Raw genomic sequence first — 24,909 nt, 5'->3', positions numbered from 1 at the left:
CTCACGCCTCCTTCGGGTCGACAGGGCCGGCGGTGGAAGAGGGACGGCGCGTGCGGCGCAGCGGCGGCTTGGCGCCCAGTGCCTTCGGGTCGAGGCCGGACCACTTGTGGCCGTTCGCGAAGAACTTTCTGCGGGCGAGGATCGTCATCAGCGGCTTGGTGAAGAGGAAGACGACCACCACGTCGAGCACGGTCGTCAGGCCGAGCGTGAAGGCGAAGCCCTGGACCTTGCCGACGGTGACGATGAACAGCACCGCGGCGGCGAGGAAGGACACGAAGTCGGAGACCAGGATGGTGCGCCGGGCGCGCGGCCAGGCCCGCTCGACGGCGGGACGCAGCGTGCGGCCCTCGCGGATCTCGTCACGGACGCGTTCGAAGTACACGATGAACGAGTCCGCCGTGATGCCGATCGCGACGATGGCACCGCACACGGCCGGCAGGTTCAGCGCGAAGTTGATGGTCGGGCCGAGCAGCGCCATGATCACGTACGTCAGCATGGCCGAGACCAGCAGCGAGGGAATCGCGATGACCGAGAGCCCGCGGTAGAAGATCAGCAGGTAGATCACGACCAGCGCGAGGCCGATGGCGCCGGCGATCAGACCGGCGTGCAGCTGCTCGCCGCCGAGCGCCGCGGTCACCGTGGTGACGCTGTCCTCCTTGAAGGTCAGCGGCAGGGCGCCGTACGACAGCATGTTGGCGAGGCTCTGGGCCGACTCCTGGTTGAAGTTGCCGGAGATCTCCGCACTGCCGCCGGTCAGCGCCTGCTTGACGAACGGGTCGGAGACGACATCGCCGTCCAGGACGATCGCGAACTGGTTCTGCGGGGACTGGTTCTGGGCCAGCTTGCCGGTGATGTCGGCGAACTTCTTGGACCCCTTGCCCGTGAAGTCCATGGTGACGGTCCAGCCGGCACCGGTCGTCGTGTTCAGGACGGCGTCGGCCTTTTTCACGTCCGTGCCGTCGACCTCGGCGGGACCGAGGACGTACTTCTGCCACTGACCCTGCGAGTTCTGGCCACAGGCGACGACCGGGTCGGTGGCCCGGGTGCCCTTGCCGGCGTCGGCGCGGGCCTTCTGCTTGGTGCAGTCGAGCGCGGCGTACTGCGCCTGGAGCTTGCTGGTGTCGGCGGAGGGGCTGCCGCTCGCCGACGGGGAGGCGCTCGGGGAGCCCGAGGCGCTGCCCGACGGGGTGGCGTCGGCCTTCAGGGCGTCGGTGACCGCACGACCCTGCGAGGTGGAGCTCGCCGACGGGGAGCCGCTGGGAGACGAGGAGGACTTGTCCGTGGCCTCGTTGCTCGCCTTGTCCGTGGCCTTGTCGCCCGATGCGCTGCTGGACGCGCTCGGCGACGGGCTGCCCGTGGCGGCGGCGCCGGAGACCTCGGTGGCGATGACCGGCCGGAAGTAGAGCTTGGCGGTGGTGCCGACCTGATCCCGGGCTTCCTTCGAGTTCGTGCCCTTGGGGATGTTGACGATGATGTTCGCGTTGCCCTGGGTCTGAACCTCGGCCTCCGACACACCAAGACCATTGACACGGCGGTTCATGATGTCGACCGCGGTGTCCATGTTGGTCTTGTTGATCGCGGATTCCTGGCCGGCCTCGGGGACCGCCCGGAGTGTGATGCTCGTTCCCCCGGCGAGGTCGATGCCGAGCCGCGGGGTGGTGTGCCCGGACCAGAACATTCCTCCGGTGAGCGCCACGATGGCGATCAGGATCAGAGCCAGCGAGCGCCCTGGCTTGCTCTGGGCACTCGCGTTGCGGCCCCTCTTGGGTGCTGCCACCTTCTCGTACTCCCTCTCGGGCCGCCTCGCGCCGGGTCAGCGGGCGAGCGGCCATGGCATGGTGTCGGAATCCCGTGCGAGCCGCGCAGGATCCGGGGCGTGCGGAGCCGGCCTGCGCGCCTCGGAGTGCGCCTACTTCGCCTCGGAGTCGCCGCCTGTCTTCTTCGGCTCCTCGTCGGCCTTCGCCACGTCGGCCTTCGCCACGTCCGTCTTCGCCTCGGCCGTCTTCGCCTCGGCGGCCTCGGTCTCGGTCTCGGCCTTGGTGCCGGTCTCGGCCTTGGTGCCGGTCTCGGTCTCGGCCGCGGCGGCGGGCTCCTCAGCCGGGTCCTTCTTGCCGAGGTCGACGGACTTGTCGTCGGAAACGGCGGCGTCCGCGGCGGGCTCGTCGGTCTCGGTGAGGGAGGAGGCGTCGTCCGGGACGGTGTCGGGGTCGGACTTCAGGTCGTGCTCGACCCCGTGCACGATGCGGTTGTACTCGTCGTCCGTCAGGACGGCACCGATCGAGTTCTTCGCGAAGAGGAGGTCGACGCCCGGACCGGCGTCGACGAGGACCGTGTCCTCGTTGACCTCCTTCACCGTCGCGTACATGCCCCCGATGGTGCGGATGCCGCTGCCGGGCTGCATTTCGTTCCGCATATGCGCGGCCGCCTGCTGCTTCTTCTTGGCCGAGCGGGTCATCAGGAACATGGCCCCGATGAGCACGATGAACGGGAGGAGGGTCACGAGACTCACGGGTCGGTACTTCCTTCACGCGACCGCGATGCTGAGCGGCCTGATGGTTGGGGGTATGTGCGCCGCCGACAAAGGCGGCATCGGCGGAGTCTAAGCGAGTCCGCGCGCATGGAACAACGCTCAGCATGGCACCGGGGTTCCTGCCGCGGCCAATGCGCACGCCGTGACGGCTCCGTCACGTCCCGAACAGGTCCTGTTGTCCGTTTCCTGTGCCCGCCGGGCGGGGCGGGGTCAGGTCGAGATGCGCCCATGCGGCGGGCGTGGCCACTCGGCCGCGCGGGGTGCGGGCGAGCAGTCCCTCCCGGACGAGGAAGGGTTCGGCGACCTCCTCCACGGTCTCACGCTCCTCCCCCACCGCGACGGCGAGCGTGGACAGGCCGACGGGCCCCCCGCCGAACAGCTTGAGCAGGGCCTGCAGGACCGCGCGGTCGAGCCTGTCGAGGCCGCGGGCGTCGACCTCGTAGACCTTCAGCGCGGCCTCCGCGATGTCGCGCGTGATGATCCCGTCGGCCTTGACCTGGGCGTAGTCCCGGACACGGCGCAGCAGCCGGTTGGCGATACGGGGGGTGCCGCGGGAGCGGCCGGCGATCTCGGCGGCGCCCTCGGCCCCGATCTCCAGGTCGAGCAGGCTCGCCGAGCGGTGGATGACGCGCTCCAGTTCGACGGGTTCGTAGAACTCCATGTGCGCGGTGAAGCCGAAGCGGTCGCGCAGTGGAGGGGGCAGCAGACCCGCGCGTGTGGTGGCGCCGACCAGGGTGAAGGGCGGCAGTTCGAGGGGGATCGCGGTGGCGCCGGGGCCCTTGCCGACGATGACGTCGACGCGGAAGTCCTCCATCGCCATGTAGAGCATCTCCTCGGCGGGCCGGGACATGCGGTGGATCTCGTCGAGGAAGAGGACCTCGCCCTCCTGGAGGGACGACAGGATCGCGGCGAGGTCGCCGGCATGCTGGATGGCAGGGCCGCTGGTGATGCGGATCGGGGCGTTCATCTCGGCCGCGATGATCATCGACAGGGTGGTCTTGCCGAGGCCGGGGGCGCCGGAGAGGAGCACGTGGTCGGCGGTGGCGCCGCGCGCGCGTGCGGCGCGCAGGACGAGGTCGAGCTGCTCGCGGACTTTCTCCTGGCCGATGAACTCGTCCAGGTCCTTGGGGCGCAGGGCGGCCTCGACGGCCTGGTCCTCACGGTCGGCGACAGAGCCCACTAGCCGCTCGGAGGCGGTCTCATCGGTCGTGTCGTCCCAGTTCATGTGTCCCTCGGTCTCGTGCGGGCGCGGGTGGTTCAGCGGGCTCGGTTCAGTGTCTGGAGCGCGGCCTTCAGCAGCGGTCCGACCTGGGGCGTGCCCTCGCTCGCCTCGGCCTGGGGCGCCACGGCGGACACGGCCTCGTCGGCCTCGCGGGTCGCGTAGCCGAGGCCGATCAGAGCGGCGTGCAGCTGGTCCCGCCAACCGCTGGTGACCGCCGTACCGATCGCGGGAGCGCCGAGGGGCTCACCGAGACGGTCCTTGAGCTCCAGCAGGAGCTTCTGGGCACCCCTCTTACCGATGCCGGGGACGGCGGTCAGCGACTTCTCGTCGCCGGTCGCGACGGCCCTGCGCAGGGCGTCCGGCGAGTGCACGGCGAGCATCGCCTGGGCGAGTCTCGGTCCCACCCCGCTCGCGGTCTGCAGCAGTACGAAGGTCTGGCGCTCGTCGTCGTCCGCGAAGCCGTACAGAGTCAGCGAGTCCTCCCGTACGACGAGGGAGGTGGCGAGTTTGGCCGGCTGGCCGAGCCGGAGCGTGGACAGCGTGTTCGGCGTGCACTGGACCGCCATGCCGACACCGCCGACCTCGACCACCGCAGCGTCGGGAGCGAGTGCGGCGACCGTGCCGCTGACGAAGGCGATCATGGCGTGCGGCCTTTCGACGGGAGCGGTGCCTTGCGGGCGACCGGTGCTTTGTTGGCGTGCAGGGCGACGGCCTGCTGGAGTCGGTTCTGGGCGGGCGCCCGCCAGATGTGACAGATCGCGAGGGCCAAGGCGTCGGCGGCGTCCGCCGGTTTGGGCGGTGCGTCGAGCCGCAGCAGCCGCGTGACCATCGCACCGACCTGCGCCTTGTCGGCGCGCCCACTGCCGGTGACGGCGGCCTTGACCTCGCTGGGCGTGTGCAGGGCGACGGGGATCCCGCGGCGGGCGGCGCACAGCATGGCGACGGCGCTGGCCTGGGCGGTGCCCATCACGGTTCGGACGTTGTGCTGACTGAACACCCGCTCCACGGCGACGAATTCGGGCCGGTGCTCGTCCAGCCACCGCTCGATGCCCTGCTCGACGGCGACGAGGCGCTGCCCCAACTCGGCGTCGGCCGGAGTCCGTACGACACCTACGCCGAGCATGGTGAGCGGTCGTCCGGGGACGCCTTCCACCACACCGACACCACATCGGGTCAGTCCCGGGTCAACCCCCAGTACGCGCACCCGCCCCTCCCCTCTTTGCGGCTAAACCGCCGCCGCTCTCGCGGACCTGGCTGAGCACCGTCGGGGTTCCTCAATTGCTGGTCGCGGTCCGCGGGCGGTGATCTTTGACTCCGCCAGGCTATCCCTTGCCACCGACAACGACGGCGGGCCGGTGGGACGTGACCCACCAGCCCGCTGATCTCGCTCCGCTCGCGGCAGCGCTACGCGTCGACCTTCTCCATGACCTCGTCGCTGACGTCGAAGTTGGCGAAGACGTTCTGCACGTCGTCGCTGTCCTCGAGCGCGTCGATCAGCTTGAAGATCTTCTTGGCGCCCTCCTCGTCCAGCTCGACCTGCATGGTCGGGACGAAGTTGGCGTCGGCGGAGTCGTAGTCGATCCCGGCGTCCTGGAGGGCGGTGCGGACCACGACCAGGTCGGTGGCCTCGCTGAGCACCTCGAAGGACTCACCGAGGTCGTTGACCTCCTCGGCACCCGCGTCCAGGACGGCGGTGAGGACGTCGTCCTCACTCAGCTCGCCCTTGGGGACGATGACGACGCCCTTGCGGTTGAAGAGGTACGACACCGAGCCCGGGTCGGCCATGGATCCGCCGTTGCGGGTCATGGCGACACGCACGTCGGATGCGGCGCGGTTGCGGTTGTCGGTGAGGCACTCGATGAGCACGGCCACGCCGTTCGGGCCGTAGCCCTCGTACATGATGGTCTCGTAGTCGGCGCCACCGGCCTCGAGGCCACCGCCGCGCTTGATGGCGGAGTCGATGTTCTTGTTCGGAACGGACGACTTCTTCGCCTTCTGCACGGCGTCGTACAGCGTCGGATTGCCTTCGAGGTCCACACCGCCCATGCGCGCCGCGACCTCGATGTTCTTGATCAGCTTCGCGAAGAGCTTGCCGCGCTTGGCATCGATCACGGCCTTCTTGTGCTTCGTCGTGGCCCATTTAGAGTGGCCGGACATCTGCCTGTCTCCTTCGCGTAACCCATCGAGATACGAACGCCAGAGATCCTACAAGGACTCCGCTGCCCGGTCTGCGCGCACCATGTCCACGAACAGGGAGTGCACGCGGTGGTCGCCGGTCAGCTCCGGGTGGAACGACGTGGCGAGCGCGTTGCCCTGGCGGACCGCGACGATGTGACCGCCGTGCTCGGCGAGCACCTCGGTCTCTGCGCCGACGGACTCCACCCAGGGGGCGCGGATGAAGACGCCCTCTACAGGATGGCCCGCGATTCCCCGCACGTCGACAGCCGCCTCGAAGGACTCGTTCTGGCGTCCGAAGGCGTTGCGGCGCACGATCATGTCGATGCCGCCGATCGTCTCCTGGCCCGAGCGCGGGTCGAGGATCTTGTCGGCGAGCATGATCATGCCCGCGCAGGTCCCGTAGACGGGCATTCCGTCCCGCACGCGCGCGCGGAGGGGCTCGAGTACGCCGAACAGGACGGCGAGCTTGGAGATGGTGGTGGACTCGCCGCCGGGGATGACGAGACCGTCGACCTCGGCGAGTTCCTCGGGGCGCCGCACCGGCCTGGCCACGGCGTCCGCCGCGGCCAGGGCGATGAGGTGCTCCCGCACATCGCCCTGGAGAGCCAGGACGCCTATGACAGGTGCTTCGGTCATCAGTGGTTACCAGCCGCGGTTGGCGTAGCGCTCGGACTCGGGGAGGGTGTCGCAGTTGATGCCGACCATGGCCTCGCCCAGGTTGCGGGACGCGTCCGCGATGATCTTCGGGTCGTCGTAGAACGTGGTCGCCTTGACGATGGCGGCGGCGCGCTTGGCCGGGTCGCCGGACTTGAAGATGCCGGAGCCGACGAAGACGCCCTCGGCGCCGAGCTGGCGCATGAGCGCGGCGTCGGCCGGGGTGGCGACGCCACCGGCGGAGAACAGCACGACCGGGAGCTTGCCGAGCTGCGCGACCTCTTTGACGAGCTCGTACGGGGCGCGCAGGTCCTTGGCGGCGGCGTACAGCTCGTTGTTGTCGTAGCCGCGCAGGCGGGCGATCTCGTTCTTGATCTGGCGCAGGTGACGGACGGCCTCGACGACGTTGCCGGTGCCGGCCTCGCCCTTGGAACGGATCATCGCGGCGCCCTCGGCGATGCGGCGCAGGGCCTCGCCCAGGTTGGTGGCACCACAGACGAAGGGCGTGGTGAACGCGAACTTGTCGGAGTGGTTGACCTCGTCTGCCGGGGTCAGGACCTCGGACTCGTCGATGTAGTCGACGCCGAGGGACTGAAGTACCTGGGCCTCGACGAAGTGGCCGATACGGGACTTGGCCATGACCGGGATGGAGACGGCCTCGATGATCCCCTCGATCATGTCCGGGTCGGACATACGGGCGACGCCGCCGTCCTTGCGGATGTCGGCGGGGACGCGCTCCAGGGCCATGACGGCAACGGCGCCGGCGTCCTCGGCGATCTTCGCCTGGTCCGGCGTGACGACATCCATGATCACGCCACCCTTGAGCTGCTCGGCCATGCCGCGCTTCACGCGCGCGGTGCCGGTCTCGGGAGACTGGTTGTCGGAAAGCGTGGTGGACACGGGTGACCTCACTCGGGGAAAGAGGGTTGCTGCAAGCTCCGAGGAAACGCGAGAGGACCAGTCCACAGCAAGGGCCAATGGGAAGGCGGTGGATCGTTTTCCGGCCCGGTGACCCGACCGGAGTGACCTGAGAAGTCATCTCGACGGGCGGCTCCGGTCACCGCGGTGCGAGTGGTCCAAGCCTCCTTCGGGCACTGGGGGGAATGCTCTGCGGGAGGAGGCTTCATGCTGCAGTCAGGTCTCCGTCCGTCACCTCGTGGCGCCCCTCGCCGAGGACACGGGTGGGGTTGACCTTGTGCCCCCGGGTGCGGTCGGCACCAGTCGGTACGCATTGCCGTCGCGCCGCACGTGACCGGCGGTCGGTGGCGGGAAGTGGCTGCCGAGCAGCAGGGTTGAGGTGCCGGCCAGCGAGCCGAGCATCCGGTGCCGGGTCCGGGCGGCGAGTTCGGGTGCGATGTCCACGCAGCTGCAGAGCTCCGGATGCCCGATCTGGACCGGGTGGTGGATGCTGTCGCCGCTGATGAGCGCGCTCTCACCCTGGCTGCTCAGCTCCACTGTCACCTGGCCCGGAGTGTGGCCGGGGCTGGGCAGCAGGCGGACGCCCGGCGCGATGCCCGTGCCCACGTCCGCGACGTCGACGAGGTCGAAGAGACCCGCGTCCCGGACGGGGAGCACCGAGTCCTGGAACATCTGTCGCCGCCCCTCCTCCATCTCGACACCGGCCCAGTAGTTCCATTCGGTACGCGAGGTGAGATAGCGCGCGTTGGGGAAGGTGGGCACCCAACTGCCGCCTTCGGAGCGTGTGTTCCAGCCCACGTGGTCTGTGTGCAGGTGCGTCAGGATGACGATGTCCACGGTCTCCGGTGCGAAGCCTGCCGCCGTCAGCCGCGCGTCGTAGTCGCTGTTCAGGTTGTGCCAGGCGGGGTTGGTCCGCTGCTTTCCGTTTCCGATGCCGGTGTCGACCAGTATCCGCAGCCCGTCCACCTCGACCGCGAAGCTGTGGCTTGCCAGCCGGAGGACGCCCTCCTCGTCGGCGAAGTCGGGACGCAGCCAAGGGGTCCGGGTCACGACGTCCGCAGTCGCCCCGGGGAGCAGCCACGGGCCGGTCGCGGCGGGAAGGGCTGATTCGTCGATACGTCGCACGGTGTGGTCGCCCACGGACCATGCGGGGGCCTGCGCGGTGGCGGGAGCGCTGGGCTTCGAAGTCGCGGATACGTACACGGTGATCTTCTCCTGGGTCGCTAAAGGCAATTGATTTGCTTTAAGTCACCGTAGGCCCTACCGTCGCCTAAAGCAAACCATTCGCTTTTAGGTGGTGGTGGGCCGTGGATCAGCTCCCGGACCGACGTACCGCACAGAGCCGGAAGGACACTCATGCCCAGCGAACTCACTCCCGAGCAGGCAGCTCACGGCGCGCTGCGGGCGGGACTCGCCCTTGGCGACGACCGTCATGAAGGGGTGGCTGCGACCGCGAACCACATCCACTCCGTCATCAGGACGCTGCGGGAACTCGACTTCGCCGACACGCCCCCCGCGATCTCGTACCGGGCCGGACAGGAGAACGTCGATGCAGCCCTTTGAGCTGTCTCTCGCCGAGGCAGCCCGCGCGATACGCGCACGGGAACTGTCCCCGGTCGAGCTCATCGAGTCCGTGCTGGCCCGCATCGGCGCGGTCGACGGACGGCTCCGTGCCTACGTCACCGTCGCGGCGGACGCCGCTCTGGCTGCAGCGGTTCGCGCCGAACGGGAAATCTCCGAAACGGGACCGCGCAGCCCGCTGCACGGGATCCCCATGGGCCTCAAGGACCTGATCGACGCCCGGGGCCTGCCCACCACGGCGAGCTCGGACGTCCGGGCCGGGCACATCGCGGACCACGACAGCCAGGTTGCCGCACGCCTGAAGGCTGCCGGGGCCGTCCTCCTGGGCAAAACGCACACCCACGAATTCGCCTACGGCCTGACCACCCCACAGACCAGCAACGCCTGGGACCAGAGCCGCGTCGCCGGAGGGTCGAGCGGCGGCTCGGCGGTGGCGGTCGCCGCGGGCGGGGCGACGTTCGCCCTGGGCACCGACACGGGAGGTTCCATCCGGGTCCCCGCCGCACTCAACGGGGTGGTGGGCCTCAAGCCGACCTACGGTCTCGTCCCCCGTTCCGGTGTGACCTCGCTGTCCTGGTCCCTGGACCATGTCGGCCCCATCACCCGCAGCGCGCGGGACGCGGCTCTGGTGCTGGCCACGACAGCCGGCCACGACCCGCATGACCCGGCGAGTGTGTCCGGCCCCCCGGTGGACGTCACCGGCGGCGGAGATCTGAAGGGGCTCAGGGTCGGCATCCCCCGCAATCACTACTTCGACAGGGTCTCGCCCGAAGTCGAGGAGGCCGTACGCCGGGCGATCGAGCGGCTGGTGGAGCTCGGCGCGAAGCTCGTCGACGTAGAGATCCCGATGGCTCGCTACATCCAGGCCACCCAGTGGGGGCTGATGGTCCCCGAGGCCACGGCCTACCACGAGCGGTCATTGCGGACCGCCTCCGACCTGTACACCCCGGACGTGCGCATCCTGCTCGAGGCCGGCGAACTCACATCGGCCGGCGACTACCTGCGCGCCCAGCGGGCCCGCACCATGATGCGCGACGACTGGGCCCGCATGTTCGACAGGATCGACGTCCTCGCCGCCCCGACCGTGCCGATGACAGCCGCGAAGTCCGGTCAGCGCACGGTCGAATGGGCCGACGGCACCGTGGAAGCGGTGTCCGACAGCTATGTCCGCCTCTCCGCCCCGGCCAACATCACCGGCGTTCCGGCCCTCACCTTGCCGGTGGGGCACGATCACGCCGGACTGCCGATCGGTATGCAGCTGATGGCGCGCCCCTTCCGGGACTCGACGGTGCTGCGCGTTGGGCGGGTGTACGAGGAGGCGGCCACCGACGTGGGCCGGATCGCCCCGGTGACGGCCTGAGCACCGGCGCAAGTCCCGGGTGGCTCGTGCTCGCCCCGGGGCGTGTGGCAGACCTTCTCGGTCGCCGGCTTCAGATGGTGCAGGGCCCAGGGCGATGGCGGCGCCACGCCGGGCGCCCTGCCGCCGGGGACGGAATGGGGGCACCTAGAAGCAACGTATTCGCATTAAGGTGGAACGCATGAGCCCCAAGCCCATGACGCGCCCCGGCGGGCGCAGCGCCCGTGTGCAGGAGTCCGTTCATGCCGCGGTCCGCGAACTCGTCGGCGAGACCGGCCGCGAAGCGCTGACCGTTCCCCTGGTGGCAGCCCGGGCCGGTGTGACACCTTCCACGATCTACCGCCGCTGGGGCGACCTGCAGGAACTCCTGTCCGACGTGGCAGTCGAACGGCTGCGCCCGGAGACTGACCCCGTCGATCTCGGCAGCCTGCGGGCCGACCTCGACGCGTGGGCGGAGCAGTTCCTCGACGAGATGGCCTCCCCGCCCGGGCGTGCGTACATCAGGGATGCGCTCCTCGGTGATCCGGACGGCACCAACGCCGGCCAGTGCTCTGCCTACGCCGCGGAGCAGATCGACGCCGTCCTGAACCGTGCGACGCGGCGCGGAGAGGAAGTGCCCGACACGGAACGGGTGATCGACCGGGTCGTGGCGCCGATGATGTACCGCATGCTCTTCCGCCCCGGTCGACTGGACGCCGCCTACGCGCGCGAACTCGTGACGAACGCTCTCGAGGGGGCCTGACGGCGAGAACCGCACCGGAGTGACCGAGCGGAGCCGACCGCGGACCGGGCGGGACCCCGCTGCGTACCCGGCCCGGGCCCCTCACCGGCCGCGCGACATCTCCACGGCGGAGGGCCGAAGTTCACCGACGCCGACATGCTCACTGAGAGGGACGATCGGCCAGTGCCGAGGGCGACTCGTCGTCCATCTCGAACGCCATCGGGAACGGCGCGTGTCCCGCCAGCCGGAACCAGCGCACCTTACGGTGCCGGCGCAGCGCCCGGGCCGCGCGTACGGCGTCGTTGTGGAAGCGCCGGGCCATCGGCACCCGGCGTACCGCCTCGGTCAGTTCCCGGGCGGCTTCCTCTCCCCCGGGTGCCTCACGTACCGCCTCCACCTGCGGTGCCTCGGCGAACACGGCCCGCAGCGCCTGACTGAGCTCGCTCTCGGCGACCTCCCGCTGTTCCTCCTCGGCCTGCCGGGCGGCGTGGGCCGCCTCGTACAGAACGATCGACGCGGCCGGATCGAGCACTCCGGAGGTGGCCAGTTCCTGGGCCACCGAGGCCCGGCGCAGCAACTGGGCGTCGAGCGCGGCGCGCGCCGCGTCGATCCGGGCGTGCAGCCGGTCGAGGCGTCCCGCGGTCCAGCTCAGATAGAGACCGATGGCGAACAGGGCTACCGCGATCCAGATGAGTGTCGACGTCACGGGCCGCAGGCTACTCGTGCCCGGCGTCACCTCCCGAACCCGACCCGTAGGCGGACCGGGTCGGGGGACGACGCGCGGTCGGGACGGGGCACGGTCGTGCCGGGCTACGGGCCGGCATCGCCGGTCCACGGACGCGGTCGTGCGGAGCCGCGGGCCGACAGTTACCGGGTCCCGGGCACGGTCGTACCGAACCACCAGCCGCAGTGCCGAGCCCCAGGGGCGCTCAAGCCCGAGCCATGGGCCGACAGTTACCGGGTCCCGGGCACGGTCGTACCGAACCACCGGCCGACAGTCCCGAACCCCGGGCGCGCTCGCCCGAACCTCGGGCGCGCTCACCCCGAACCACGGGTCGGTATCAACGGGCCACGGGCCCACTCACGCCGAGCCAGGGCCCGTCGTCACCGCCGCGCACACTGACCGTCGACCCAGCGGAGGCCCCGCCCGGCCCCGCCCCGCCCCGCCTCAGTCCCGCGCCAGTCCAAGCCGCCCCCGCAGGCCCGGGCCCCGCTCGCCGTCCTCCGCGGCGACCGCCGCCGCGCCGGCCGTCACCGTCTCGTACACGGAGAGGATGTCCGCGCCGACCGTCGACCAGTCGAACCGCCGCACGTGCGCGCTCCCCCGCTCGCTCAGCTCGTTCCGTCTCTCCGGGTCGCCGAGCAGTCGTACGGCGGCCTCGGCGAGCGCGTCCGCGTCCTCGTTGGCGAACAGCTCGCCCGCCGCGCCCTGGTCCAGCACCTGGGCGAAGGCGTCCAGGTCCGAGGCCAGCACCGGGGCGCCCGCGGACATCGCCTCGACCAGGATGATGCCGAAGCTCTCACCGCCGGTGTTGGGAGCGACGTACACGTCGACGCTGCGCAGGAAACGGGCCTTGTCCTCGTCGCTGACCATGCCGAGGAACTCCACGCGCGAGCGGAGTTCGACGGGCAGCGACCTGACCGCCTCCTCCTCGTCGCCGCGCCCGGCGACCAGTAGTCGGGTCCGGGGGCGCTCGGCGAGGATCTTCGGCAGGGCCTTCATCAGCACCGGCAGGCCCTTGCGGGGCTCGTCGATGCGGCCCATGAAGCCGAGTGTGTCGCCCTGCCATTCGGGCTTGGGCTCGGCCTTGGCGAAGTAGTCGACGTCGACGCCGTTGGGGATCACCACCGCGTCGCCGCCGAGATGCTCGACCAGTGTGCGGCGGGCGTACTCGCTCACCGCGATCCGGGCGCTGATCTTCTCCAGCGCGGCCTGCAGGATCGAGTACGCGGCGATCATCGCCCGGGAGCGCGGGTTGGAGGTGTGGAAGGTGGCGACGATCGGGCCCTGCGCGGCCCAGCAGGCCAGCAGGCCGAGTGAGGGCGAGGTGGGCTCGTGGATGTGGATGACGTCGAACCGGCCGTCGTGCAGCCAGCGTCGTACCCGGGCCGCCGACAGGAAACCGAAGTTCAGCCGGGCCACCGAGCCGTTGTACGGCACCGGCACCGCGCGGCCGGCCGAGACGACGTACGGCGGCAGCGGGGTGTCGTCGTCGGCCGGGGCGAGGACGGACACCTCGTGGCCGAGGCGGATGAAGTACTCGGCGAGATCGCGGATGTGGAACTGGACGCCACCCGGCACATCCCAGGAGTACGGGCAGACGATGCCGATTCTCACGGGGTCCCCTTCTCGGGAGCCGAGGGGCCGGCGGGAGTGTCGGCGCCGGGATCGGCGACCGGGTCTTCGAAGGGAGCGGTCGGGCGTGGGGCCGAGGGATCCTTCGCGGGGTCGAGATCAGCGAGCCACAGTCGCTGGAGCATGTGCCAGTCCTCCGGATGGTCGGCGATGCCGCTGGCGAAGGCATCGGCCAGCGCCTGTGCCATGACAGACGTCTTCTCGGCCCGGGTACCTGTCTCGGGTACCTCGACCGGGGGATGCACCCGGCCCCGCATGACCGGAGAGTCGTCGTACCAGAGTGTCACCGGCAGCAGCAGCGCGCCGGTCTGCTGGGCGAGCAGCGCCGGGCCCGCCGGGATCCGGGTGGTCTCGCCGAAGAACTCGACCTCCACCCCGGAGGCGGAGAGGTCCCTCTCGGCGACCAGGCAGACCAGGCCGCCGTCCCGCAGCCGCCGGGCCAGCATGCCGAAGGCGGTGCCGCCGCTGTGCGGCAGGACCTCCATGCCGAGGCTCTCGCGATAGGCGACGAAACGGTCGTACAGCGTCTCCGGCCTGAGGCGTTCGGCCACGGTGGTGAAGGGGGTCCCGAGTGCGGTGGTCACCCAGGCGCCGGCGAGGTCCCAGTTGGCCATGTGCGGCAGCGCGAGGATGACGCCCTTGCCGGACGCGAGTCCGTCCGTGAGGTGGTGCACGTCCTTGGCGTCGAAGCCGCCCTTGACGCGCTCGGCGCTCCAGGCGGGGAGCCGGAAGGACTCCATCCAGTAGCGCAGGTACGAGCGCATGCCCGCGCGGGACAGCTCGGCCAGCCGCTCGGGGCTCGCGTCGGGCACCACGCGCGCGTAGTTGCCCTCCAGGCGCCGCACGCCCTTGCCGCGCCGCTTCCAGACCAGGTCGGCGATGCTTCGGCCCAGGCCCGCGGCGACCGGCTCGGGGAGCTTCTTGACCACTCCCCAGCCGAGGCCGTACAGCGCGTCGGTGACCCGCTCCTGGGCGCTCACTTCGCCGCCTCGCTCCCCTGCGTGTTCTGTTCCCCGGCGGACGCCGCCTCCGCCTCGGCGGACTCCCGGCGGACCGTGACGACCCGCTGGATCAGCGTCACCAGGCTACCGACGGCCACGATCCACAGGGCAACCGGCAGCAGGTACTGGATACCGGGCACGCCGAACGCGTGCAGGCCCGCGAGACCGGCCGCGACCAGGGAGATCACCAGCCGCTCGGCCCGCTCGACGAGCCCGTTCACGGCGACCGGCAGGCCGATGGACTCGCCGCGCGCCTTGGTGTAAGACACCACCTGGCCGCTCGCCAGACAGAAGATCGAGACCGCGCACAGAATGTTGTCGTCGCCGCCTCCCGCGTACCAGAGGGCGAAGCCGCCGAAGATCGCGCTGTCGGCGACCCGGTCGAGCGTGGAGTCCAGGAAGGCACCCCAGCGGCTGGAGCGGCCGAGCTGGCGGGCCATGTTTCCGTCGACGAGGTCCGAGAACACGAAGAGCGTGATCACGATCGTGCCCCAGAAGAGCTCTCCCCTGGGATAGAAGACCAGCGCCCCCGCGACCACCCCGGCCGTGCCGAGAAGCGTGACCGTGTCAGGGCTCACGCCCCGCCGGATGAGAAACGCGGCGAACGGTGTGAGGACACGCGTGAAGAATGCACGCGCGTACTTGTTCAGCATGGCCTTCCCGAGGGTCGGTGTGGCCGAGCGGCCCTGCTGGCCACCGGCTGGCCCATCGTAGCCACGCGCGCGCGTGGGCGACGGGCGGGCACCGTCGGTCCCGGCTCACGGCCGGGCCGCGGCCGGGTCACGGCGGGATCGCGCCGCTCGCGCCGGGGCCCCGTGGCGCGATCGCGTCCGTCGTATGGACGCACCGTGACGGGAGTGGAAAGCTCGAAGAACACCGCGGGCGTCGCCGGAGCCGCCACTGCACGCGGATCCCGCGTGTCCGCGCCCACAGTGACCTCACCGTGCACGGGAGGCAAGGCCATGGGCGACAAGGCGAACGCACACCCCGGAGCCGCCGGCAGGGCTACAGCGGCCGACCAACCCGCGTCCGTACGGAATGTGGTGCTGGTCGGCCACTCCGGTTCGGGCAAGACGACATTGGTGGAGGCTCTCGCGCTGACCGCGGGAGCGGTGAACCGGGCGGGCCGCGTGGAGGACGGCGGCACCGTCTCCGACTACGACGAGATCGAACACCGGCAGCAACGCTCGGTGCAGCTCTCCCTGGTACCCGTCGAATGGGGCGGATACAAGATCAATCTTCTCGACACACCCGGATACGCCGACTTCGTCGGAGAACTCAGGGCCGGTCTGCGAGCGGCGGACGCGGCCCTTTTCATCGTCTCCGGCTCGGACGGGGTGGACGGCTCGACCCGCATGGTGTGGGAGGAGTGCGCGGCCGTCGGGATGCCGCGGGCGATCGTGGTCACGCATCTGGAGTCCGCCCGCGCGGACTTCGAGGGGATGACACGGATCTGCGCGGAGGCCTTCGGCGGCGACGACCCCGACGCCGTACTGCCGCTGTACCTGCCGCTGCGCGGCCCGCAGACACCGGACGGGCACGCGCCCGTGACCGGGCTGATCGGGCTGCTGTCCCAGAAGCTGTTCGACTACGCCTCCGGGGAGCGCAAGGAGTCCGAGCCGGGCGAGGACCAGCTGCCGCTGATCGAGCAGGCCCGCAACCGGCTGATCGAGGGGATCATCTCGGAGAGCGAGGACGAGACCCTCATGGACCGCTATCTGGGCGGCGAGCAGGTCGATGTCAAGACGCTGATCGAGGACCTGGAGCGGGCCGTCGCGCGCGGGGTCTTCTTCCCGGTCCTGGCCGCCGCCCCCGCGGCCGAGGGCGCCCGGGCGGGGCTCGGCACGGTCGAACTCCTCGAACTGATCACCGGTGGCTTCCCGACGCCGCTGGAGCGGGAGGCCCCCCGGGTCACCACGGTCGACGGCAAGCCACGCGAGCTGAAGCTGTGCGATCCGGACGGGCCGCTGGCCGCGGAGGTCGTGAAGACCTCGTCCGACCCCTACGTCGGCCGGGTCTCGCTGGTGCGGGTCTTCTCGGGCACGCTGCGCCCGGACGAGACGGTCCATGTCTCCGGGCACGGGCTCGCCGACCGCGGGCACGAGGACCACGACGTCGACGAACGGATCGGCGCCCTGTCCGCGCCGTTCGGGAAACAGCAGCGGGCGCTGACCCACTGCATCGCCGGTGATCTCGCGTGCGTGGCGAAGCTGAGCCGCGCGGAGACCGGGGACACGCTCTCGGCCAAGGACGATCCGCTGCTCATGGAGCCCTGGGAGATGCCGGACCCGCTGCTGCCGCTCGCCATCCGGGCGCACAGCAAGGCCGACGAGGACAAGCTCTCGCAGGGGCTGTCCCGGCTGGTCGCCGAGGACCCGACCATGCGGCTGGAGCACAACCAGGACACCCACCAGGTGGTGCTGTGGTGCCTGGGAGAGGCGCACGCCGACGTCGCGCTGGAGCGGCTGCGGACCCGCTACGGCGTCCAGGTCGACGTCGTCCCGCACCAGGTCTCCCTACGGGAGACGTTCGCGGGCAGGTCGGCGGGGCGCGGCCGGCATGTGAAGCAGTCCGGCGGGCACGGGCAGTTCGCCATCTGCGAGATCGAGGTGGAGCCGCTGCCGGGCGGGTCCGGCATCGAGTTCGTGGACAAGGTGGTCGGCGGGGCGGTGCCGCGCCAGTTCATCCCGTCCGTGGAGAAGGGCGTCAGGGCCCAGGCCGCCAGGGGAGTCGCGGCGGCCCATCCGCTCATCGACGTCCGGGTCACCCTGCTGGACGGCAAGGCGCACTCCGTGGACTCCTCCGACGCCGCGTTCCAGACGGCGGGCGCGCTGGCGCTGCGGGAGGCTGCGGCCGACGCGACGATCCATCTGCTGGAACCGGTCGCCGAGGTGAGCGTGCTGGTCGGCGACGACTACGTGGGCGCCGTGATGAGCGACCTGTCGGGGCGACGCGGCCGGGTGCTGGGCACGGAACAGACCAGCGGTGGACGGACATTGGTCAGGGCCGAGGTGCCGGAGATCGAGATCGGCCGGTACGCCGTCGATCTGCGCTCCCTGTCCCACGGCACGGCCCGGTTCAGCCGTACCTACGCGCGGCACGAGCCGATGCCCGCGCAGATCGCCGAGAGGATCCGTGAAGAGGCGGGCAGCGCCTCGTAGTTGGCGACAGGCCCCACAGGTGTCGTTTGTGGAACGCTCCCCTCCATGTCGGCGGGCGGCTTCGGCCGTCCGCCGACGGATGTGGGCCCGTCCGCACCGAATGTCGGCATCTGCGGATACGCTGATGACCTGATCAACAGGTGTGCGGAGCACGGAAGTCGGGAAGGCCGCAGGTGCAGGAGTGGCGGCGATCGGGGGCGGGAATGACCGTTGACGGCGGTTACGCGGACATCTTCGGTCCGCAGGTGCCGCGCACGGGCGACGGAGGCCAGACGTCGACGTTCGCGCTGGCCTCGGCGGCTTATCGGGACAATCCGGTGGAGGAGATCCTCAAGGCCAACAACGAGTGGCACCAATCGGCCGTCAACGGCGGCCGCAAGTGGGCGAGGATCCTGCGCCCCAACCTGGGCGAGGCGTTCTCCACCGCCGTGGTCGCCCGCATGCTCGGCGCCGGCCGCAAGCCGCTCATCCAGTCCTTCGGCGCCGAGCCGCAGGTCGTGGTCGAGCACTGCCTCGCGGCGAACAACATCCGCCGGGACCGGGACAACCTGCTGACCATCGTCATGGTGCTGTGCGGGCTGCTGTTCCTGCCCGGGCTGTTGATCTGGCTGCTGGTCTTCCAGATCCGTACCACCATCGCGAAACAGGAGGGCAGGGCCGGCGCCCTCGCCACCGCGCTGCTCGTGGCGGTGGGCGCCCTCGCCGTGCTCTTCCTGGTCAAGATGCCGTTCACGGGCTTCTGGGCCTGGTACGCACGCGCGGCGGTGGTCCTGCCGGTGGTCGGCTGGTTCTGGGCCAAGCAGATCTGCGAGCGCACGGCGAGAGACCTGCGGGAGCGCTGGGCCGGCCTGCTGGCCGGCAGCAGCGTCGGGGCGAAGGTGCCCGAGGCGGTACCGACCGGCCCCCGCGAGACCGCCGCCGAGCAACTGCGCCAGTCCCTCGCCAAGTTGAGCGCCGAGCAGCAGTCCAACGCCGTGTTCTACGCCGGGCCCAAGGGCATACTCGGCATGGGCACCCGTTGGGGCAGCTGGCAGCTCGCCGAGGACCTGGTGGCCGCCGATCCCACCCGCGAGATCCACCCCTTCCGCAGCTGGGACGTCATACGCTCGATCCACGACCAGCTGCGGATGCTGGAGCGCGGCCCGCTGAACACGGGCGGTTTCCCGAAGCCGTCGATACGGCACTGGGTCGTCACCCCCATCGCGGAGAACGCGAAGGAGGTGTCCCGGCCCGAGGGCACGGACGTGGACGCGTACCAGGTCAAGTCGCACGCCATACAGGACATCTGCAACAAGCAGCAGTTCGGCGCGGGCGACCGGCACTACCTGGGCGTGCAGTGGACGCTGTGGGAAGGGCAGCTGGTCATCACCATGCTGATCACGGTGACCGTGCTGCACGAGACCCTGCGTATCGAGGTGACCGGGCACGCGCTGGGGCCGGTGCACGGGCTGTTCACCTCGAAGCCGGCGGCCAAGGAGAAGGAAGTCCAGAAGTCGGTGAGGTTCTGGGAGACCCGGAAGGTGAAGCTTCCGCTGGTCGACGCGGACGAGGTGGTCCGGCTGACGGCCCGGGCACCGCTGACCTGGTATCCGCCGCTGCTCAACTGGCTCGGCGGCAGCCTGGCGCTCCCCGAGCCCTTCGGACTGCGGCACGCCTGGGCGGACAAGCCGTGGCGGCACCGCTTCATGGCTGACGACGCACTGCGGGCCGCGACGCCGATCCTGAGGGTGGTGCACTCGGCGGCGATCCGGGTCCTGACCGAGAACGGCGTGAACACGGACAAGTTCGGCACGCGGTCGGCGTTCCTCAGTACGGCGGTGCAGGACGCGGCACCGCAGAAGGCGGACCTGTACGACGCCTAGGGTGAGGGGCCGCTCCCGAAGAGCTGGGAGCGGCCCCTCACCCGTCCACGGAGGTCAGTCCGTCGGCCAGGCCTCCGCCAGCATCTTCCGCGTGTCCGCCAGCAGCTGCGGCAGCACCCTGGTGTGGCCGACCACCGGCATGAAGTTCGTGTCGCCGCCCCACCGCGGGACGATGTGCTGGTGGAGATGGGCGGCGATACCGGCGCCGGCCACGGTCCCCTGGTTCATGCCGATGTTGAAGCCGTGGGCGCCGGAAGCGGTCCGCAGAGCGGTCATCGCCTGCTTGGTCAGCGCGGCCAGCTCCACCGTCTCCTGGTCCGTGAGATCCGTGTAGTCGGCGACATGCCGGTAGGGGACGACCATCAGGTGGCCGCCGTTGTACGGGTACAGGTTGAGCACGGCGTAGACCTGCTCACCGCGCCGGACGATGAGCCCGTCCTCGTCGGACTTGGCCGGGATCGAGCAGAAGGGGCAGCCGTCGTCGGCGCCCGGGCCGGTCGGCTTGTTCTCGCCCTGGATGTAGGCCATCCGATGGGGCGTCCACAGACGCTGGAACGCGTCCTGGGTCCCCACGCCCGACTGCTGCTCCGGCTCACTCGTCATGCCATGCAGCATATTGCTTCGCCCGTTCGCGCCGTGTCGGCGGGTTCGCGGAAAAGCGTCCCGGGCCAAGCTGGACGAATGGGCAACGACAGCCGTCTGGCCAGCTGGGAGCGCCGCACCGAGATTCCGCTCGGCGTCGCCTCGCTGCTGTTTCTCGGCTCGTACGCGGTAGAGGTCCTCGGCCACGATCTCCCCGACGCGGTCCGGGACACGGCACTGGCGGTGATCTGCGCGAGCTGGGCCCTGTTCATGGTCAACTACGCCGTGCACTGGCGGCTCAGCGGGCAGGGCCCGGGGTTCGTCCGCCGGCACTGGCTGGACACGGTGGTCGTGCTGTTGCCCCTGTTGCGCCCGGTGCAGATCGTGAAGGTCTACGACGCCGTGCAGCGCCGCCACGGCCAACCCCGACTCTCCTTGCACGCCCGGGTCATCGTGTACGCGGGCCTGTCCGTGGGACTGCTCGGGTTCGCCGGTGCTCTCGCCGTGTACAACCAGGAGCACGCGGCACCGCACGCCACGATCCTGACGTTCGGTGACTCGGTGTGGTGGACGTGCGCCACGCTGGCGACGGTCGGCTACGGCGACGTCACCCCCGTGACCCCGACGGGCAGGGTGATCGCCGTCGGGCTGATGGCCTGCGGTCTGGCCCTGCTCGGCGCGGTCACCGGCTCGTTCTCCGCCTGGCTGATCCAGATCTTCTCCCGCGAGGGCGAGGAAACGCCCCCGGGAGACTGAGCCTCCCGGGGGCCTCACTCACGGGGTCAGACCTGTGCGCGCTCCTCGACGACCTTCGCGATCTTCGCGATGGCCTCGTCGAAGGGGATGCCGTTCTCCTGCGAACCGTCGCGGTAGCGGAAGGACACCGAGCCGTTCGACATGTCCTCGTCGCCCGCGATGACCATGAAGGGCACCTTCTGCTTCTGGGCGTTGCGGATCTTCTTCTGCATCCGGTCGGACGAGGAGTCGACCTCGACCCGCAGGCCCTGCTTCCTGGCCGCGGCGGCGAACTTCTCCAGGTACTCGACGTGCCCGTCACCGATCGGGATGCCGGCCGCCTGGACCGGGGCCAGCCACGCCGGGAAGGCGCCCGCGTAGTGCTCCAGGAGCACCGCGAAGAACCGCTCGATGGAGCCGAACAGGGCCCGGTGGATCATGACCGGGCGCTGCTTGGAGCCGTCGGGCGAGGTGTACTCCAGCTCGAAGCGCTCGGGCAGGTTGAAGTCGAGCTGGATCGTCGACATCTGCCAGGTGCGGCCGATGGCGTCCTTGGTCTGGACGGAGATCTTCGGGCCGTAGAAGGCGGCGCCACCCGGGTCCGGGACCAGCGGCAGGCCCTGCTTCTCGGCGACCTCGCGCAGCGTCTCGGTCGCCTCGTCCCAGGCCTCGTCCGAGCCGACGAACTTCTCCGGGTCCTTGGTGGACAGCTCCAGGTAGAAATCGGTCAGGCCGTAGTCGCGCAGCAGGCCGAGGACGAAGGTGAGCGTCTTGTCGAGCTCCTCGGACATCTGCTCGCGCGTGCAGTAGATGTGCGCGTCGTCCTGGGTGAAGCCGCGGGCCCGGGTCAGACCGTGCACGACGCCCGACTTCTCGTACCGGTACACGGTCCCGAACTCGAAGAGGCGCAGCGGCAGTTCACGGTACGAGCGGCCGCGCGCGTCGAAGATCAGGTTGTGCATCGGGCAGTTCATGGGCTTGAGGTAGTAGTCCACGCCCTCGTCGAGCTGCATGGGCGGGTACATGCCGTCGGCGTACCAGTCCAGGTGGCCCGAGGTCTCGAAGAGCTTCCCCTTCGTCGCGTGCGGGGTGTAGACGAACTCGTAGCCCTCCTCCTCGTGACGGCGGCGCGAGTAGTCCTCCATGACCCGGCGGATGATGCCGCCCTTGGGGTGGAAGACCGCGAGGCCGGAACCGATCTGCTCCGGGATGGAGAAAAGGTCGAGCTCGGAGCCCAGCTTGCGGTGGTCGCGCTTCTCGGCCTCGGCGAGGAAGTCCAGGTGCGCCTTCAGCTCGTCCTTGGTCGGCCAGGCGGTGCCGTAGATGCGCTGGAGCATCGGGTTCTTCTCGCTGCCGCGCCAGTAGGCGGCCGCGTTGCGCATCAGCTTGAACGCCGGGATGTTGCGGGTCGACGGCAGGTGGGGACCGCGGCAGAGGTCCTTCCAGCACAGGTCGCCGGTCTTGGCGTCCAGGTTGTCGTAGATGGTGAGCTCACCGGCGCCCACCTCGACATCCGCGCCGTCGTCGGTGGAGGCCGAGCCCTTGATACCGATGAGCTCCAGCTTGTAGGGCTCGTTCGCGAGCTCCTCGCGGGCGGCCTCGTCGGTGACCACCCGACGGGCGAACTTCTGCCCCCGCTTCTGGATCTCCTGCATCTTCTTCTCGACGGCCTTGAGGTCCTCGGGCGTGAACGGCTTCTCGACGTCGAAGTCGTAGTAGAAGCCGTCCTTGACCGGCGGGCCGATGCCCAGCTTGGCCTCGGGGAAGAGCTCCTGCACGGCCTGAGCCATCACGTGCGCGGTGGAGTGGCGCAGGATGTTCAGGCCGTCCTCGGAGGAGATCTCCACGGGCTCCACGACCTCGCCCTCGGCGGGCACGTACGCGAGGTCCCTGAGCTCGCCGCCCACCCGCGCGGCGATGATCGAGCGCTCGCCGGCGAAGAGCTCGGCGGCCGTAGTGCCCGTCGCCACCACGCGTTCGTCCCGCTCGGAATCGCGTTTGATGATCACACGGACGTCTGACACCGGTCTCTCCTGACTGAAGGCGGATGCGGGTGCCGTACCGAGACACGCGCAAGAGGCGATCGTACCGACCCGGGCCCGCCCTTAGCGAAGTCAGTCCCCGCCGCAGGCCTCCTCGAAGAAGGCGGTGATCTCGGCGGTCTCCTGCAAGGACTTCATCAGCCGGTCCCGCTCGGCCTCGTCCACCTGCACCGGTACGACCTCGGACGCGTCCGTGAGCCGCCGGAAGCCGCCCCGGCTCTCCAACCGCCCGAGCACCCGCACCGGCATGCCGACGAGGTGAGCGTGGCCGGCGATCCGGTACGACTCCTCGTCCAGCGTCAGCCGGACGTGCGGGACCTCCGCCCCCGCGATCACCCGCAGCCGTACCGATCCCTCGCCACGCGGTCCCGCCCTGCGCATCCGGACCACCGCTCCGGTGATCCGCACCGGCACCGAGGGCTCCTCGCGCAGATAGCGGGCGCCGGCCTCCCGCAGCACGGGCAGGTCGCCGGGCGAGAACTCGACGGCCTCCACGGGTGCCGCGCACCCCTCGGGGACACCGGCCGCCGGTGCCCATTCGACGGCGACGCGGGCACCCTCCGTACCGCGCACGAGGGTGATCAGCGACTCGGTGAGCTCGCGGCTGACGCCCGCCTCCACCGCGCCGTCGAAGGCGTCCATGCCGCCGGTGGCCCGCTGGTAGTCGATGGCCTCGCGGGCGGCGTACAGGGCGTGGTGCAGGCGTACGGCGAGCGGGCGGCCGGTGCCGACGGGCACGAACGCGGTCAGGCGGCGGCCCTCGGCCGCGGAGCCGACGAGGACGTTCTCCAGGGAGGCGACGGCGGTGCGCCGGTACCGGGCGCCGTAGTAGCCCGCACGCGCGCGCGTGGCGAGCGCCCCGGCGAGCAGCATCTGGCGGGCGGCCGTACGCAGCTGTTCCTCGACGGTCCAGGGGACGGCGTCGGCCGGGCCGGTCGGGGCGTCGCGCCACCAGCGGATCTCGTCGCTGGGCACGGCGAGGGACACCAGCACCTCGCGCGCGGAGGGCACCCCGCTGCGAGACAGCGCGAGAAGGGCCTCGCCGAGCAGGTCGTCGCTGTCGGGGAAGGCGCGGCTCTCCGGCACCAGCAGACTCGTCCCGCCGCCGCCCGGTCCGGGCGGGGTCCAGCGGCCGTAGCGTCCGGCCGCTCCCCCGCGCCGCTGCCAGCCGTGCCGCCGCAGCAGGGCGCTGAGGACGGCGGGGTCGACCTCGGCGGGGTCGGGTGGACGGTTCCAGGCGACGGCACCCTGGGCGCCCTGGGCACCCATGTCCACGGGTCGCGTTCGTACGGACCACAGTGGCTCTCCCACAGGGCGGTGCGTCATGGTCTGCCTCCCGTCCCGACGCGCGTCATGATCTCGCAGAGCGCCCGGTCGTCGAAGATGCGCGAGGTCGGTATCCGCACGGTGGTCCGGGTCCGGCCGGTGATGGGGTGTCCGGCGAGGTTGACCCAGTAGCAGCAGTGCCTGAGGTCGAGCCGGTCGTGACTGGCGCGCAGCCAGTCGTCCTGGGATCTCGGGACGAGCATCACGACCAGGATCTTGTGCACCGAGACCGGGGTGCGGGCGAGCTTGCGCAGGTGGTCGTTGTCGAGCGTGAACGAGAAGGAGCGGCCCGGGGGGTTCGGCGGGATCTGGTACGTGCACTTGAGCTGCACCTTGATGGTGACCTCGTCGTCGACGGTGTGTCCGGGCGCGCTGTGACTGACGTGCCAGTCGATGCCGTTGTCCGGAAACGGCTGGGACAACGAGCAGCCGGCCGCGGCCGAGACCGCGTGCAGGTAGCCCACCTGCAGTGTCTCCATGCAGGCGGTGGTGGCGAGGGTGCCGCGATGGGGTCCCGCACGTTCGGGCAGCAGCCCGCCCCGCTCGGGCTGCGCTATCGCCATGGCCAACAGCCTTCCCGGACAAGTGAAATGCCCACACCTGGGCCGAGTGAATCCCGCGTCGGGCCGCTGAACTGCAAGGACCCGTATTCCTGTTGTGTCCTTCCGGCGTACGGCGCAAAC

23 protein-coding genes are annotated in these 24,909 nt (G+C 70.4%); 6 read left to right on the top strand and 17 right to left on the bottom strand.

Annotation, left to right across the window (positions count from 1 at the left end):
• Nucleotide 1 precedes the first annotated feature (1 nt).
• The 9 genes from secD to AB0H86_RS27740 form a co-directional block, all read right to left on the bottom strand.
• Entirely contained in the window at nucleotides 2-1,777 is a 1,776-nt protein-coding gene (gene secD / locus AB0H86_RS27780; protein ID WP_362444287.1) for a protein translocase subunit SecD, read from the bottom strand.
• 132 nt (nucleotides 1,778-1,909) lie between these two features.
• On the bottom strand, nucleotides 1,910-2,509 hold the full coding sequence (gene yajC, locus AB0H86_RS27775; protein WP_362444284.1) for a preprotein translocase subunit YajC: 600 nt from the start codon (nucleotides 2,507-2,509) through the stop codon (nucleotides 1,910-1,912).
• A gap of 175 nt (nucleotides 2,510-2,684) precedes the next feature.
• The gene (ruvB, locus tag AB0H86_RS27770; protein WP_362444281.1) at nucleotides 2,685-3,755 is read right to left on the bottom strand and encodes a Holliday junction branch migration DNA helicase RuvB; all 1,071 of its coding nucleotides are present in this window, start codon (nucleotides 3,753-3,755) and stop codon (nucleotides 2,685-2,687) included.
• Nucleotides 3,756-3,787: 32 nt separating this feature from the next.
• A complete protein-coding gene (ruvA, locus tag AB0H86_RS27765; RefSeq protein WP_362444278.1) occupies nucleotides 3,788-4,393 on the bottom strand; it encodes a Holliday junction branch migration protein RuvA in 606 nt (201 codons plus the stop codon).
• The gene (ruvC, locus tag AB0H86_RS27760; protein ID WP_362444275.1) at nucleotides 4,390-4,956 is read right to left on the bottom strand and encodes a crossover junction endodeoxyribonuclease RuvC; all 567 of its coding nucleotides are present in this window, start codon (nucleotides 4,954-4,956) and stop codon (nucleotides 4,390-4,392) included. The genes ruvA and ruvC overlap by 4 nt, the downstream gene beginning before the upstream one ends.
• A 200-nt stretch (nucleotides 4,957-5,156) precedes the next feature.
• The gene (locus tag AB0H86_RS27755; RefSeq protein ID WP_362444272.1) at nucleotides 5,157-5,909 is read right to left on the bottom strand and encodes a YebC/PmpR family DNA-binding transcriptional regulator; all 753 of its coding nucleotides are present in this window, start codon (nucleotides 5,907-5,909) and stop codon (nucleotides 5,157-5,159) included.
• Nucleotides 5,910-5,957: 48 nt separating this feature from the next.
• Nucleotides 5,958-6,566, bottom strand: a complete 609-nt coding sequence (gene pdxT, locus AB0H86_RS27750; RefSeq protein ID WP_362444269.1) for a pyridoxal 5'-phosphate synthase glutaminase subunit PdxT — start codon at nucleotides 6,564-6,566, stop codon at nucleotides 5,958-5,960.
• Nucleotides 6,567-6,572: 6 nt separating this feature from the next.
• Complete coding sequence (pdxS, locus tag AB0H86_RS27745) at nucleotides 6,573-7,484, bottom strand: pyridoxal 5'-phosphate synthase lyase subunit PdxS (protein ID WP_362444266.1); 912 nt, start codon at nucleotides 7,482-7,484, stop codon at nucleotides 6,573-6,575.
• A 249-nt stretch (nucleotides 7,485-7,733) separates the two neighbouring features.
• On the bottom strand, nucleotides 7,734-8,642 hold the full coding sequence (locus AB0H86_RS27740) for an MBL fold metallo-hydrolase (RefSeq protein WP_362444490.1): 909 nt from the start codon (nucleotides 8,640-8,642) through the stop codon (nucleotides 7,734-7,736).
• A 216-nt stretch (nucleotides 8,643-8,858) separates the two neighbouring features.
• On the opposite strand from AB0H86_RS27740, the gene AB0H86_RS27735 reads away from it, so the two are divergent.
• From AB0H86_RS27735 to AB0H86_RS27725, 3 genes are all read left to right on the top strand, one after another.
• Nucleotides 8,859-9,065, top strand: a complete 207-nt coding sequence (locus tag AB0H86_RS27735; RefSeq protein WP_362444263.1) for a hypothetical protein — start codon at nucleotides 8,859-8,861, stop codon at nucleotides 9,063-9,065.
• The gene (locus AB0H86_RS27730) at nucleotides 9,052-10,443 is read left to right on the top strand and encodes an amidase (RefSeq protein WP_362444260.1); all 1,392 of its coding nucleotides are present in this window, start codon (nucleotides 9,052-9,054) and stop codon (nucleotides 10,441-10,443) included. Before AB0H86_RS27735 ends, AB0H86_RS27730 begins: the two co-directional genes overlap by 14 nt.
• Before the next feature lie 178 nt (nucleotides 10,444-10,621).
• The gene (locus AB0H86_RS27725) at nucleotides 10,622-11,182 is read left to right on the top strand and encodes a TetR/AcrR family transcriptional regulator (RefSeq protein WP_362444257.1); all 561 of its coding nucleotides are present in this window, start codon (nucleotides 10,622-10,624) and stop codon (nucleotides 11,180-11,182) included.
• A 139-nt stretch (nucleotides 11,183-11,321) separates the two neighbouring features.
• Here the strand turns inward: AB0H86_RS27725 and AB0H86_RS27720 are convergent, their stop codons facing one another.
• From AB0H86_RS27720 to pgsA, 4 genes are all read right to left on the bottom strand, one after another.
• Entirely contained in the window at nucleotides 11,322-11,867 is a 546-nt protein-coding gene (locus AB0H86_RS27720) for a hypothetical protein (protein ID WP_362444254.1), read from the bottom strand.
• A 462-nt stretch (nucleotides 11,868-12,329) separates the two neighbouring features.
• Entirely contained in the window at nucleotides 12,330-13,499 is a 1,170-nt protein-coding gene (locus AB0H86_RS27715) for a glycosyltransferase family 4 protein (RefSeq protein ID WP_362444251.1), read from the bottom strand.
• Nucleotides 13,496-14,497 carry a phosphatidylinositol mannoside acyltransferase gene (locus AB0H86_RS27710; RefSeq protein WP_362444248.1) on the bottom strand — a complete coding sequence of 334 codons (1,002 nt, stop codon included), beginning with the start codon at nucleotides 14,495-14,497 and terminating at the stop codon, nucleotides 13,496-13,498. Before AB0H86_RS27710 ends, AB0H86_RS27715 begins: the two co-directional genes overlap by 4 nt.
• Nucleotides 14,494-15,171: a phosphatidylinositol phosphate synthase gene (gene pgsA / locus AB0H86_RS27705; protein ID WP_362444246.1), complete on the bottom strand. Its 678-nt coding sequence runs from the start codon at nucleotides 15,169-15,171 to the stop codon at nucleotides 14,494-14,496. The genes AB0H86_RS27710 and pgsA overlap by 4 nt, the downstream gene beginning before the upstream one ends.
• 309 nt (nucleotides 15,172-15,480) lie before the next feature.
• On the opposite strand from pgsA, the gene AB0H86_RS27700 reads away from it, so the two are divergent.
• Entirely contained in the window at nucleotides 15,481-17,679 is a 2,199-nt protein-coding gene (locus AB0H86_RS27700; RefSeq protein ID WP_362444243.1) for an elongation factor G-like protein EF-G2, read from the top strand.
• A gap of 203 nt (nucleotides 17,680-17,882) precedes the next feature.
• Entirely contained in the window at nucleotides 17,883-19,541 is a 1,659-nt protein-coding gene (locus tag AB0H86_RS27695) for a hypothetical protein (RefSeq protein WP_362444240.1), read from the top strand.
• Nucleotides 19,542-19,595: 54 nt separating this feature from the next.
• Here AB0H86_RS27695 and AB0H86_RS27690 read toward each other — a convergent pair whose 3' ends face one another.
• A complete protein-coding gene (locus tag AB0H86_RS27690) occupies nucleotides 19,596-20,156 on the bottom strand; it encodes an HIT domain-containing protein (protein WP_362444237.1) in 561 nt (186 codons plus the stop codon).
• Nucleotides 20,157-20,222: 66 nt separating this feature from the next.
• Here AB0H86_RS27690 and AB0H86_RS27685 point away from each other — a divergent pair, with 66 nt between their 5' ends.
• Entirely contained in the window at nucleotides 20,223-20,879 is a 657-nt protein-coding gene (locus AB0H86_RS27685) for a potassium channel family protein (RefSeq protein WP_362444234.1), read from the top strand.
• Between the two features lie 26 nt (nucleotides 20,880-20,905).
• Here AB0H86_RS27685 and thrS read toward each other — a convergent pair whose 3' ends face one another.
• From thrS to AB0H86_RS27670, 3 genes are all read right to left on the bottom strand, one after another.
• Nucleotides 20,906-22,882 (bottom strand): threonine--tRNA ligase, encoded by a 1,977-nt coding sequence (gene thrS / locus AB0H86_RS27680; protein ID WP_362444231.1) that lies wholly within the window; start codon nucleotides 22,880-22,882, stop codon nucleotides 20,906-20,908.
• 90 nt (nucleotides 22,883-22,972) lie between these two features.
• Nucleotides 22,973-24,226, bottom strand: coding sequence for a hypothetical protein (locus AB0H86_RS27675; protein ID WP_362444229.1), 1,254 nt, complete (start codon nucleotides 24,224-24,226; stop codon nucleotides 22,973-22,975).
• Complete coding sequence (locus tag AB0H86_RS27670; RefSeq protein ID WP_362444226.1) at nucleotides 24,223-24,789, bottom strand: DUF4365 domain-containing protein; 567 nt, start codon at nucleotides 24,787-24,789, stop codon at nucleotides 24,223-24,225. Before AB0H86_RS27670 ends, AB0H86_RS27675 begins: the two co-directional genes overlap by 4 nt.
• Between the last annotated feature and the right edge of the window lie 120 nt (nucleotides 24,790-24,909).

The sequence above is a fragment of the Streptomyces sp. NPDC050997 genome (genome assembly GCF_040660135.1).
Classification (GTDB): Bacteria; Actinomycetota; Actinomycetes; order Streptomycetales; family Streptomycetaceae; genus Streptomyces.
The sequence above is the reverse complement of the archived record's forward strand: the minus strand, read 5'-3'. Positions and strand labels throughout refer to the sequence as shown.